This window comes from Microbacterium sp. zg-Y818 (assembly GCF_030246905.1).
In the GTDB taxonomy this organism is placed as follows: Bacteria; Actinomycetota; Actinomycetes; order Actinomycetales; family Microbacteriaceae; genus Microbacterium.
The window spans coordinates 2,841,444-2,854,117 of record NZ_CP126741.1 but is presented as its reverse complement, the minus strand read 5'-3'; the positions used below and the strand labels follow the sequence as shown (position 1 = coordinate 2,854,117).

11 protein-coding genes are annotated in these 12,674 nt (G+C 68.4%); 6 read left to right on the top strand and 5 right to left on the bottom strand.

The window, feature by feature from the left end:
• Positions 1–7: 7 nt before the first annotated feature.
• The 5 genes from QNO21_RS13495 to QNO21_RS13475 form a co-directional block, all read right to left on the bottom strand.
• Entirely contained in the window at positions 8–157 is a 150-nt protein-coding gene (locus tag QNO21_RS13495) for a hypothetical protein (protein WP_257513857.1), read from the bottom strand.
• A gap of 149 nt (positions 158–306) precedes the next feature.
• A complete protein-coding gene (locus tag QNO21_RS13490) occupies positions 307–1,284 on the bottom strand; it encodes a serine hydrolase domain-containing protein (RefSeq protein ID WP_257518337.1) in 978 nt (325 codons plus the stop codon).
• A gap of 19 nt (positions 1,285–1,303) precedes the next feature.
• Positions 1,304–2,752, bottom strand: coding sequence for a rhamnulokinase (locus tag QNO21_RS13485; protein ID WP_257518336.1), 1,449 nt, complete (start codon positions 2,750–2,752; stop codon positions 1,304–1,306).
• On the bottom strand, positions 2,749–4,785 hold the full coding sequence (locus QNO21_RS13480; RefSeq protein WP_257518334.1) for a bifunctional aldolase/short-chain dehydrogenase: 2,037 nt from the start codon (positions 4,783–4,785) through the stop codon (positions 2,749–2,751). Before QNO21_RS13480 ends, QNO21_RS13485 begins: the two co-directional genes overlap by 4 nt.
• Before the next feature lie 76 nt (positions 4,786–4,861).
• Positions 4,862–5,623 (bottom strand): DeoR/GlpR family DNA-binding transcription regulator, encoded by a 762-nt coding sequence (locus QNO21_RS13475; RefSeq protein ID WP_257518333.1) that lies wholly within the window; start codon positions 5,621–5,623, stop codon positions 4,862–4,864.
• A 175-nt stretch (positions 5,624–5,798) separates the two neighbouring features.
• On the opposite strand from QNO21_RS13475, the gene QNO21_RS13470 reads away from it, so the two are divergent.
• The 6 genes from QNO21_RS13470 to QNO21_RS13445 are packed head-to-tail and all read left to right on the top strand — an operon-like array spanning position 5,799 to position 12,649.
• Entirely contained in the window at positions 5,799–7,055 is a 1,257-nt protein-coding gene (locus QNO21_RS13470) for a cupin domain-containing protein (protein WP_257518331.1), read from the top strand.
• The gene (locus QNO21_RS13465) at positions 7,056–8,105 is read left to right on the top strand and encodes an aldose 1-epimerase family protein (RefSeq protein ID WP_257518330.1); all 1,050 of its coding nucleotides are present in this window, start codon (positions 7,056–7,058) and stop codon (positions 8,103–8,105) included.
• Positions 8,102–9,595, top strand: coding sequence for a sugar ABC transporter ATP-binding protein (locus tag QNO21_RS13460; protein WP_257518329.1), 1,494 nt, complete (start codon positions 8,102–8,104; stop codon positions 9,593–9,595). Before QNO21_RS13465 ends, QNO21_RS13460 begins: the two co-directional genes overlap by 4 nt.
• Positions 9,592–10,605, top strand: coding sequence for an ABC transporter permease (locus QNO21_RS13455; protein WP_257518328.1), 1,014 nt, complete (start codon positions 9,592–9,594; stop codon positions 10,603–10,605). The genes QNO21_RS13460 and QNO21_RS13455 overlap by 4 nt, the downstream gene beginning before the upstream one ends.
• The gene (locus QNO21_RS13450) at positions 10,602–11,663 is read left to right on the top strand and encodes an ABC transporter permease (RefSeq protein ID WP_257518327.1); all 1,062 of its coding nucleotides are present in this window, start codon (positions 10,602–10,604) and stop codon (positions 11,661–11,663) included. Before QNO21_RS13455 ends, QNO21_RS13450 begins: the two co-directional genes overlap by 4 nt.
• Positions 11,660–12,649, top strand: coding sequence for a sugar ABC transporter substrate-binding protein (locus tag QNO21_RS13445; RefSeq protein WP_257518326.1), 990 nt, complete (start codon positions 11,660–11,662; stop codon positions 12,647–12,649). The genes QNO21_RS13450 and QNO21_RS13445 overlap by 4 nt, the downstream gene beginning before the upstream one ends.
• Positions 12,650–12,674: the final 25 nt, after the last annotated feature.

Genomic DNA, 12,674 nt, shown 5'->3' with positions numbered 1-12,674 from the left:
TGTCATGTCAGGACGCGGGGCTGTCGGGGTCGAGGGTCTTGAGCGTCTCCTCCTCGGCCGGGTTGTCGGCCTGGAGCTGGTCCTCGGTGCCCTCGTCACCCCCGAGCGGTGCGTCCTCGTCGATGGGCTCCCGTGCGCTATCGCGATCCTGGTTCATGCCGCCACGGTATGCGCCGTGGCATCCCGCCGTACAGGGCTTGCATTCGCCGCCGAGTGAGTATTCGATGCGGCGAGTGAGTATTCGAGCCGGCTGTCGCGAGAGACCGCGAATACTCACTCCCGAGCACGGATACTCACTCGCGAGCTTCAGACGCCGGAGACCACCGCGTTGTCGAGCTCGTCGGCATCCACTCCTGGTCGCTGCACCTGGTTGGTGAGCAGCACATAGGCGACGCCCGCCGTCGGGTGCACCCAGAACTCGGTGCCGGCCCAGCCGCCGTGTCCGTACACGTCCTGGTCGATCAGGCCGGGCGCGCGCGTGCGCAGGTTCCAGGTGAAGCCCCAGTCCTGGCCGCGCTCGGCGGGGTAGGGCTCGAGCCTCGGGATGTCGCCGGTCAGGGGACGCCGCATCATCGCCAGGGTCGCCGGCTGCACGATCTCGCCCTCGTCCCGCAGCAGCGCCGCGCCGATGGCGAGCAGGTCGGCAGCCGTGCCGATCATCCCGGCACCGGGGTTGCGGTGGCCGGCGAACACCGTTGCATCGAACCCGAGCTCCGGACCATCGACGACCGCATGCGGGTCGGCCGCTTCGTCCAATGTCAGTCCGCTCGCGCCGATGGCGCCGGCCCAGTCCGCCACATCGGCATCCCAGGAGCGGCTCGTCGCCTGCTCGACGAGCGCCGCAACCCCCTCGAACGCGATGGTCGAGTACCGCGATGCGGCGCCGGCGGCGAAATCCCGACCGGGCTCGAGCAGCGCCTGCCGCAACGGCACCGCGCTGTCGAGCGCAGGCTCCGGGATGCCGGACGTGTGGCTGACCAGGTGGCGCAGGCGCACCACGTCGTCGCGGTCGCGCCCGAAGTCGGGGATGGCCGCTGTCAGCGGCGTCTCCGCCGTGACCAGGCCGCGCTCGATCACGCGTGCGGTGGTGAGACCGGTCAGGACCTTGGTGATCGAGAAGAGTCGGTAGGCATCGTCCACCTTCGCCGTCCGGCCGTGCGTGGCTCCGAACGCGTCGAGCCCGACGACGCCGTCGGCGGTCGTGATGCCGAGGACCGCGGAAGGCAGGCGCCCCGCTTCGACGTGCCGCCGCACCCAGTCGAAGGCGGCGCTGTATCCGGTCATCCGTGATCTCCTCGAATACTCACTCGCCGGGGCGGGGGTCGTAACGTGTCGGGGCGTGCGTGCGCGCGACGAGGTCCCGCAGCGACTCCAGGGAGCCTCCCACGAACCCGGCCGCGCGGCCCTGCACCAGCAGGTTGCCGAGCGCCGTCGCCTCGACGGGGCCGGCCAGCACCGGCATCCCCGCTCGGTCGGCGGTGCGCTGGCACAGCAGCCGGTTCAGCGACCCGCCGCCGACGATGTGGATCGTCTCGACGTCCACCCCGCCGATGCGACCCGCGAGCCGCGCGGTGTCGGCGAAGGCCTGCGCGAGCGACTCCACGATCGAGCGCGCGAACTCCGCGTGCGTGTGGGGCACCGCGACGTCATGCTCGGCGCACCAGGCGGCGATGCGGGCGGGCATGTCGCCCGGCGGGAGGAAGCGCGGGTCGTCGACGTCGAACACCGGCACCGTGGCGGGATCCACCTCGGCCGCGGCGCCGAGCAGCGTCGGCAGGTCGATGTCGTGGCCCTCACGCTCCCAGCCGCGCACCGTCTCGCTCAGCACCCACAGGCCCATCACGTTGTGCAGCAGCCGCACCCGGCCGTCCACACCGCCTTCGTTCGTGAAGTTCGCCGCGAGCGCCTCGGCCGTGAGAACCGGCCGCTCGACCTCGACCCCGACGAGACCCCACGTGCCGCACGAGATGTATGCGGCGGACTCGGGCTGCATCGGCACGGCGACGACCGCCGACGCGGTGTCGTGCGACCCGACGGCCGTGACCGAGACCCTCGAGCCGGCACCGAGCGACGCGGCGACCTCCGGCAGCAGCGCGCCCAGGCGTTCGCCCGGGGCGATGAGGGCGGGGAGGATGCCGCGGGGAAGACCCAGCCCGGCCATGAGCTCCTCGTCCCACGTTGCGGTGGTGGCCCGTAGCAACCCGGTCGTCGAGGCGTTGGTGACCTCGGTGCGCGCCTGCCCTGTCAGCCAGTAGCCGATGAGGTCGGGCACGAGCAGCGCCGTGTCGGCGAAGCCGAGGAGATCCGTCGGCTCCGCGGCCAGCTGGTACAGCGTGTTGAACGGCAGGAACTGCAGCCCGTTGCGGCGGTAGAGCTCCGCGTGCGGCATCCGCTCGTGCACCGCAGCGACGCCGCGCTCGGTGCGGGCATCGCGGTAGTGGAAGGGCGTGCCCAGCAGCCGCCCGTCGCGCAGCAGCCCGTAGTCCACGGCCCACGAATCCACGCCGATGCTGGCGACGTCGGGCGCCGCGCGGAGGGCCTCACGCAGCCCGGCGAGGGCCGCGCTGTACAGCCCGAGCAGGTTCCAGTGCATTCCGTCGGGCGTGGCCACCGGGTCGTTCGCGAACCGCGCCACCGTCGTCGCCTCGAGCGTGTCGGGGCCCACCTGCCCGACGATCACCCTGCCGCTCGTCGCACCCAGGTCGACCGCGGCGACGGCGCCGGCCCCCGACGAACCCGCGCCCGCGCTCATCGCAGGAAGGCGGCGGCGACGCCGGAGTCCACGGGGATGTGCAGCCCGGTCGTGCGCGAGAGCTCCGGACCGGTGAGCACGTACACCGCGTCGGCGACGTTCTCGGGCACGACCTCGCGCTTGAGGATCGTACGGTTCGCGTAGAACTGGCCGAGGTCTTCCTCATTCACGCCGTACGTCGCGGCGCGGTTCGCGCCCCAGCCCGACGCGAAGATGCCCGAGCCCCGCACGACGCCGTCGGGGTTGATGCCGTTGACGCGCACCCCGTACTCGCCGAGCTCCACCGCCAGCAGACGCACCTGGTGGGCCTGGTCGGCCTTGGTCGCCGAGTACGCGATGTTGTTGGGGCCGGCGAAGACGGAGTTCTTCGACGAGATGTAGATGACGTCGCCGCCCATCTTCTGCTCGATGAGCGCCTTCGCGGCGGCCTTCGCGACGAGGAACGAGCCTTTCGCCATGACGTCGTGCTGCAGGTCCCAGTCCTTCTCGGTGGTCTCCAGCAGCGGCTTCGACAGCGACAGCCCGGCGTTGTTCACGACGAGGTCGACGCCGCCGAAGGCGAGCACGGTCGCGTCGATGGCGGCCTGCACGCCCGCGGCATCCGCCACGTTCGCCGCGACGCCGATCGCGACGTCGGTGCCGCCCAGCTCGGCGGCCGCGGCCTGCGCCTTCTCGAGGTCGAGGTCGGCGACGACGACGCACGCGCCCTCGGCGGCCAGGCGGGTGGCGATGGCCTTGCCGATGCCGGACGCCGCGCCCGTCACGAACGCGATGCGGCCCTGGTGGCTCTTGGGCTTGGGCATCCGCTGCAGCTTGGCCTCTTCGAGCGCCCAGTACTCGATGCGGAACTTCTCGGCATCCGAGATGGGGGAGTAGGTCGACAGCGCCTCGGCGCCGCGCATCACGTTGATGGCGTTGACGTAGAACTCCCCGGCGACGCGGGCGGTCTGCTTGTTCGCGCCGTAGCTGAACATGCCGACGCCCGGGACGAGCACGATGAGGGGGTCCGCGCCGCGGATCGCGGGGCTCGAGGCATCTGCGTGCGCGTCGTAGTACGCCTGGTAGTCGGCGCGGTACTCGGCGTGCAGCTCCTGCAGCCGGGCCAGCTGCTCGTCGACCGAGGCGGATGCCGGCAGGTCGAGGATCAGCGGCTTGACCTTGGTGCGGAGGAAATGGTCGGGGCAGCTCGTCCCGAGCGCGGCGAGAGCCGGTGCCTTCTCGGAGGCGAGGAAGTCCAGCACCACGTCGCTGTCGGTGTAGTGGCCGACCATCGGCTTGTCGGTGGATGCCAGGCCTCGGATCGTCGGCGCGAGGGCGGCCGCACGGGCGCGCCGCTCGGCGTCGGGGAGCGCCTCGAATCCGGCGCGTACGCCGCCGAACGGCTGGGCCTTGCCATGCTCGGCGATGTAGGCGGCGGCGGTGTCGATGATCCACAGGCTGTTGCGCTCGGACTCCTCGGAGGTGTCGCCCCACGCGGTGATGCCGTGGCCGCCGAGGATGCAGCCGATGGCCTGCGGGTTCTGCGCCTTGATCTCGGCGATGTCCAGGCCCAGCTGGAATCCGGGGCGCCGCCACGGCACCCACACGACCTTGTCGCCGAAGATCTCGGAGGTGAGCTTCTCGCCGTCGGCGGCCGTCGCGATCGCGATGCCCGAGTCCGGGTGCAGGTGGTCGACGTGCGCGGCATCCACCAGGCCGTGCATCGCGGTGTCGATCGACGGGGCGGCGCCGCCCTTGCCGTGCAGGCAGTAGTCGAACGCGGCGACCATCTCGTCCTCGCGCTCGACGCCCGGGTAGACGTTCACGAGCGCGCGCATGCGGTCCAGCCGCAGCACGGCGAGGCCCTTCTCGGTGAGGGTGCCGAGGTCGCCGCCGGAGCCCTTGACCCACAGCAGCTCGACGGGCTCCCCGGTGACCGGGTCGGTCTCGGTGCCCTTGGCGGAGGTGTTGCCGCCGGCGTAGTTGGTGTTCTTCGGGTCGGCGCCCAGGCGGTTGCTGCGGGCGATGAGTTCGGCGGCTGCGGGGTTCGTCATGAGGGAACTCTCTGTGCGAGACGAGCAATGTTAGTTCTTGTGAAGTATTTCAAGAAATGATCAATTTGGCAACGATTCACTTCACCTCGACCACGTCATTGAACGACGCCACGCGCGGGTCCGTGGGCTCGAGTTCCGTCACCAGGAGGTCGATCTGATCCCATGAGAAGCTACGAGCGACGTCGCGCTCGCCGATCTTCGACGAATCGAGCAGGAGCACGACGCGTTGCGCGCTCCGCGCGAACTCCTGTTTCACCTGCGCCTCCGGGAGGGAGACGTCCATTGAACCGAGGTCGGCCTGTACGCCGCTTGCGCTGGTGAACAGAGCGGCATAGGTCATCGATGCGGCGGCTCGGCATGCGACCGGTCCGACGAAGCTGTCCGTCGACGCCTCGGCGTGGCCGCCGGTGAGAATGGCGTTCGTGAAGCCGGCGCGTCGTGCTGCGGAGAAGTTCTCCCACGAGTTGGTGACCACAGTGAGGGCTGCATCGCCTGAGAGTGCCGCCACCAGGGCGCCCACCGTCGTTGAGGCGTCCATCGCGACGGCTCCGGAGCGGGGAACGAGGCTGACTGCTTTTTGCGCGATGATGGTCTTGGCCTCGCGCTGAAGGTTGCTGCGGACGCTAAAGCGCTGTGGACCCGGAAGGGGGATCGCGCCGCCCCGCACGCGTCGCACCAGGCCTGCTGCCTCGAGTTCGAGCAGATCGCGGCGAATCGTCATCTCCGAGACGCCGAAGGCGCCCGCGGCGTCACTGAGGCTCACGGAGCCCTGCTCCTCCACCAGGTGGGTGAGGGCCTGTCGGCGTCGTTCAGTGTCCAGGGAGCTGGTCGTCGACATGATGACGACATTGCTTTATCGGAGGCTCCCGCACAACTCGACCCGTCCGACCGCAGGTTGTTGCATGCACCGGACACCTTTGCTAGATTCACTGAATCGCGCAGGGTTCAATGAACCAAGGTGATTCAGTTGACAGACAGCGGCGTCTTTTCATGACGTCACAAAGGAGTGAGACATGGCGAACGCCGGGCCCTACGAGAACGTGACGAGCACAGAGGCGGCCATCGAGCGTGCCATGGACGCATCGGGCGGCGTGCTCTCCCTCGCCCCCGCCTGGGTGCCGCGCTCGTTCTGCACGCCGGGCCGCCGCATCCGTCTGCACCCGGACGATTACTTCCCGCTCGGCAAGGACCGAGGCGGTATCGACGAGCGCTGGCTCGCGAGTGCGGTGCGCGCCGAGAACGGCCCGCGCACCGACCCGTTCGAAGGTCTGAGCCTTGTGCGCGACCCCGACGGCAACGTCATCCCGTTCGACGAGTTCATCGCGCACTTCCGCGCCGACGCCATCGGCGGTCTGTGGGACTCCCACGGTCTGTGGCCGATGTACTCGAAGTTCTTCGACAACGAATTCCCGCTGCCCTTCCACATCCATCACCGTGACGAGCACGCGGCACTCGTGGGCAAGCCGGGCAAGCCGGAGGCCTACTACTTCCCGCCTCAGATGAACAACCACGGGGGCCAGTTCCCGTTCACGTTCTTCGGGCTGCACCCCGAGGTGACGAAGGACCAGTTGCGTGAGAAGCTTGCCGGCTTCCTCCTCGGCGGAGACAACCGCATCACCGATCTGTCGAAGGCTTACCGGATCACACCGGGCACGGGGTGGGACGTACCCGCCGGAATCCTCCACGCGCCCGCCAGCATGTGCACGTATGAGCCGCAGGCGGCTTGCGACGTCTTCGCGATGACCGAATCCTGGTCGAACAACCGCGAGGTTGGTGACGAGCTGCTCTGGAAGGACGTCCCCGACAACCGCGTCGGCGATCTCGACTTCATCGTGGAACTGGTCGATTGGGAGCGAAACGTCGACCCCGAGTTCTGGAGCCACCGCTTCACTCCGCCCATCGAGACGGTCGCCAGCTCCCGTGCCGCGACCCCCGACTACGTCGAGAAGTGGATCACCTACCGCGCCTCGGCTTTCAGCGCAAAGGAACTCACCGTGCGTCCCGGGGGTGCGGTCACAGTGGAGGAGGGCGACGCCTACGGGCTTGTCGCGGTCGGCGGGCGGGGCTCCATCAACGGCCAGTCTCTCGCGGCGATCAGCTCCATCCGATACGGCCAGTTCTCGTCTGACGAGTTCTTCGTGACTGCATCGGCTGCGGCCGCCGGCACGACCATCGTGAACGAATCCGCGACGGAGGACCTGGTGGTCCTCAAGCACTTCGGCCCAGCAAACGCGCAGCTCGCCGCAGAGCGTGGAGAGCTGGGCCTGTAGATGACGGATTCAGCGGAAGTGTTCGGCGTTGACCTCCCCGAGGCGCGTAGGCGCATCGGCTCGCTCGCGCAGATCGCTCGCATCGACGAGTTCGTCGAGACGCAGGGCTCAGCGCGCGGCGCTCGCCGCCTCCGCGTCGTCACCGGCGGCGGTCTGAGCTTCGACGTTCACCCGGATCGTGCGCTGGACCTCGGACATGTCACTTTCCGCGAGACGCCCCTCAGCTGGATCTCACCGGTCGGCATCGGGGCTCCTGGTCACACTCATGACGTGGGCACGGACTGGCTGCGCACGTTCGGCGGCGGCATGCTGACCACGTGCGGGCTCGATTCCTTCGGGCCTGCGAGCACGCACGACGGTGTGGACTATCCCATGCACGGTCGCATCAGCTCGGTGCCGGCCACGGTCACCCGGGTCCAGGTCGGCGACGACTCCCTGATCATCGAGGGCGAGGTGCGCCAGGCTGCAGTGTTCGGCGAGAACCTCGTTCTCCGCCGCCGCATCGAAGCTCCGCTCGGCGGGTCGAGCATCCGCATCTTCGATACCGTGACCAACGAAGGGGCGCGACAGACCGGGCACATGGTGCTCTACCACTGCAATCTGGGATGGCCGTTGCTGTCGGAGCATGCGGTGCTGCGGATACCTTCCGCAGCGGTGACGCCTCGGGATGCGGCCGCTGAATCCGGTGTCGCGAGCTGGCACGAGATCTCTGCGCCGGTGCGCGGGTACGCGGAGCAGGTGTTCCGGCACGACTTCCGCGAGCAGGGTGTGGCCGAGGTCTCGGTCGACAACCCGGAGCGCGACGTGCGTCTGGCCATCCGCTTCGACACCGCCACGCTGCCCGGGCTGCACCAGTGGAAGATGCTCGGCGAGGGGCACTACGTGCTCGGCCTCGAGCCGGTGAACGTCGACTGGAGCAGGGGCCGCGCCGCCGCGGATGCGGAGGGTGTGCTGCCGGAGCTGATGCCGGGCGAATCGGTCTCCTACGCCGTGGAGATGCACGCCGGACCCAGCCGCGTGCGCGGGTCGAAGAGAAAGGAGACGGCATGAGTGCGCCTGCCCTGGAGATGCGGGGGATATCGAAGTCCTTTCCCGGCGTCAAGGCGCTGTCGGACGTGGACCTCGTCGTCGCACCCGGTGAAGTCCACGCCATCGTCGGTGAGAACGGTGCGGGGAAGTCCACCCTCATGAAGATCCTTGCTGGGCTCTACCAGCCGGACACCGGCACGATCGAGCTCGCCGGCGAGCGGGTTCGCATAGCGGGCCAGCTCGATGCCCTCCGTCGCGGCATCGGCATGGTCTACCAGGAGCTGAACCTGGTTCCCGATCTGACCGTCGCGGAGAACATCGCGCTCGGAGCGACCCCGTCCCGGCTGGGGTTCGTGCGGAGGCGCAGCCTGCTGGATTCTGCGCGAGCGGTGCTGGACGCCCTCGACGCCCGCATCGATCCGCGTGCCCGGCTGGGATCGCTCACCGTGAGTCAGCAGCAGCTGGTCGAGATCGCGAAGGCCTATGCCGCCCGTCCGAAGATCATGGTCCTCGACGAGCCGACCTCGTCGCTCAGCGAACACGAGGCACAAGCCCTCTTCCGCGTCGTGCGCGCGATGCGTGCCGATGGCATTGCCATCATCTATATCAGCCACCGATTACGTGAGGTGCTCGACCTCGCCGACCATGTCACCGTGCTGCGCGACGGGCGTCAGATCGACACCCGGCCGGTGTCCGGTCTCACCGCCGCCGAGATGATCACACTCATGGTCGGGCGCGAGCTCACCGACGTCTTCCCCAAGCGGGAGGTGCCGATCGGCGAGGTCGTGCTCGAGGTCGACGGCCTGAGCCGTGCCGGCGCATTCGACGGCGTCTCTCTCACCGTTCGGGCCGGCGAGATCGTCGGACTCGCCGGGCTCGTCGGGGCGGGCCGCACCGAAATCGCCCGGGCCGTCTTCGGTCTGGACAAGGCCGACGCGGGCACCGTCCGGGTCAACGGTGCGGATATCCGGGCGCGCAGCCCTCGCCAGGCCGTGAACGCGGGCATCGCTTACGTCCCCGAGGACCGCAAGCGCGACGGGATCATCCCGGAGTCATCCATCAGGGACAACATCGCGCTGCCCGTGCTGTCGAAGGTGGGCACCTCGGGCTGGATCTCCTCGCGCCGCGAGCGTGCGCTCGCCACGGAGCAGGTCAATGCCCTCGGCGTGTCCCCCCCAGACGTCGAGCGCGCAGTCAACACGCTCAGCGGTGGCAACCAGCAGAAGGTCGTCATCGCCAAGTGGCTGGCCACGCAGCCAGACGTGCTGCTGCTGGACGAACCCACGCGAGGTGTGGACGTGGGCGCCAAAGCCGATATCCACACGATCATCGGCGAGCTCGCCGGTCGAGGCGTGGCCATCCTCCTTATCTCGTCGGAGCTTCCCGAGGTACTCGCCGTCAGCGACCGCATCTATGTGCTGACCGAAGGGCGCGTGTCAGCAGAGTTCACCCGTGACGACGCCGATGAGCGATCCATTATGCACGCAGCAACCGGAGAGGCATCGCAATGACCTCGTCTACCGCGCCCACTCGGGCACAGAACGCCGCGGCGCGTTCGGTTGACCGCCTGACCAAGGGGAGCGCGTTCTCCCGCATCGGATCCTGGGTCGGGATGCCGGTCGGCATCGCGCTTCTGCTCGTCGTCGGGTCACTCCTATCGGACCGGTTCCTGAGCATCGGCAACCTAACTAACGTCCTCATCAACATCTCCATCCTCGGCGTGATCGTCGTCGGAATGACCTTCGTGTTCATCACGCGCGGTCTCGCCGACCTCTCGGTTCCTGCCACGGTGGCTGTGGGCGCGATCCTCGTGCTCGGCCTTCAGCCCACGATCGGCACGATTCCCGCAGCACTTGTCGCGATCCTCGCCGCACTGGTCGCGGGGGTGGTCAACGGACTGCTCATCGGCTATGCGGGCATCAACCCGGTCATCACCACGCTCGCCGTCGGCACGATCGTGCTGGGGATCGCGCAGTGGAGCGTCGGAGGCGTCATCGTCTACGGCACTGACCCTGCCGCGCAGGCCTTCCTGAACGGACGCGTCTTCGGCATCCCGGTGATCGTGATGGTCTTTCTCGCGGTCGCGGTCATCGGCCACCTCGTCCTCTCCCGCACCACGCTGGGCCGTTGGGTGTATGCCGCCGGCGGGAACCCGGACGCGACGCGCGCCAGCGCTGTGCCGCTGTTCCTCACGCGAGGTTCGGCATTCGTCCTGACCGCGGGTCTTGCGGGGCTGGCCGGCGTCCTTCTGGGCGTCACGCTGCAAACGGCGCGTCCCGGCATCGGCATCGGCTACGAGTTCGACGCGATCACGGCCGTCGTCGTGGGTGGTGTGAGCCTCCTGGGCGGCTCCGGAAGCATCCCGCGGGCGATCGGCGGGCTGCTGTTCGTCGCACTGCTGAACAACATTCTCGTGCTGCAGGGCGTGCCCACCGCAGTGCAGGGCATCGCGAAAGGGACGCTCATCGTGGCGGCGGTCTCGCTCGATGTGTACCTGCGTCGGAAGGGAGGTCAGTCATGACCGGGTCGTCCAATCGGGTCACGGACAGCATCGTGTTCCTGAGCCTTGTGCGCTACCGCGTCGTCGTCATCCTTGTCGCGACGCTGGTGCTGTCGGCCTCGTTCGTGCCGGGCTTCTTCGAGGCGCGCACCTTGAGCCTCGGCGTCGACCGTGTGGCGACCATGGGTCTGCTCGCCATCGGCCTGACCGTCGTGCTCATCGCCGGTCAACTCGATCTCTCGGGAGGGGCGATCCTCGCGCTGTCGGGCATCGCCGCGATCGGATTGCAGCCGGCGCTTGGTCAGGTGCCTGCGGCGCTGGTCGGAATCGCGATCGCCGTGGCCGCGGGTGCGGTCAACGGACTGCTCGTCGTGGTGCTGAAGATCAACTCGCTCGTGGCGACACTGGCGACGATGGTCTTCTTCCGGGCGGTCTGCCACCTGGTCACCGACTCCCGCCCGATCAGCGGCATCGACCCGTTCTTCGGCATCCCGCTGACCCAACCGGTCGCCGGAACGGTGTCGTCGCGCGTGCTGGTCTTTCTCGTGCTCATCCTTCTGCTGCACGTCTGGCTCACGCGGAGCGTTGCCGGACGGAACGTTTTCGCCGTGGGAAGCAACGCCGGGAGCGCGACAGCGAGCGGCGTCCGCTCCAATGCTTACCTGTTCGGAGCCTTCGTCTTCAGCGGCACGATGGCAGGCGTGGCGGGCGTCACGTTCAGCATCGCGTCCAACACCGGATCGCCCATGTTCGGGGACACGATCGTGCTCACCGCGATCGCGGCCGTCGTGATCGGAGGCACCCGCCTCGAGGGCGGTGTCGGTTCCGCGCTCGGCACGCTCGGCGGCCTGCTCACCCTCGCGGCGCTCACGACCGCGATGGAGTACCAGAGCGTGCCCGCGTACGTGCAGAGCATTGCGACGGGCTGCATCCTGCTACTCCTGATCCTGCTCGACCGCTTCACCTTTTCCAAGCAGGGTGTCGACCTCTCCCTGCCGGCACTCGCGCGACGCATTCGGCGGCGCACTGGCGACGCGCAGCAAGACACCACACAAGAGAACGAAAGGACGATCACATGATGAAGAACAAGTACCTGCTCGGCGGAGCCGTGCTGGCAGCGGCGATGCTGCTCACAGCCTGCGCCGGCTCGGGAGACACGGGATCCGGCTCGTCGGACGGCGATGCCTCGGGGGCAGGCAAGGAGATCTGCTACATCACGGCGGCGGAATCGCACGCCTACGCGACGCCCGCCAACGAAGCGTTCCTCGCTGCCGCCGACGAGGCGGGCGCGAAGGTCACGATGCTCAGCCAGGACTTCGACGTCCAGAAGGGCACCGAGCAGCTCTCGACCTGCGTCGGACGCAGCCCCGACGGCATTGTGCTCTGGCCCCTCGACCCGCAGGCCTATATCCCCGGTCTGATCCAGGCACAGTCGGCGCAGATTCCCGTCGTGCTCATCAACTCTCCGATGGACGATGAAGCCCTTGAGCTCGTGGCGAGCTTCACCGGCCCCGACGTCTATGAGGAAGGCGTGCTGTCAGCGGACGCGATGACTGACGTACTCGGTGCCCAGGGCAAGGTCGTGATCATCGCGGGTCAAGCCGGCAACGGCACGAGCATCGGGCGCAGCGACGGGTTCACCGATCGCCTGGAGGAGCTCGGCTCCGAGATCGAAATTCTCCAGTCGGTGAACGCCGACTTCGACCAGCAGAAGGCGCTCGTCGCGAGCCGCGACCTCATCACGCGCTTCGGCGACGACATCGACGGCGTGTACGCTGCCGATGACACGATGGCGCGCGGTTTCATCGACGCGTGGACCGAGTCGGGTCGCAATCTCGACGACATCCCGGCCATCGTGGGCATCAACGGCCAGGCGGACGCCTTCGAGTCCATCAAGGCCGGTCACTTCTACGCGACGATCCTGCAGTCGCCGGTCGAGGACGGAGCGCTCGCTCTGACCACGATCCTGAAGGTCGCCGACGGCGAGACCGTGGATGCGCGTCTGCCGATCCCGCTGACGGTGGTCACGATCGACAACGTGGACGACATCGAGCCTGCCTTCTAGGCCGGACGGGGAGAGGGGGACGGAT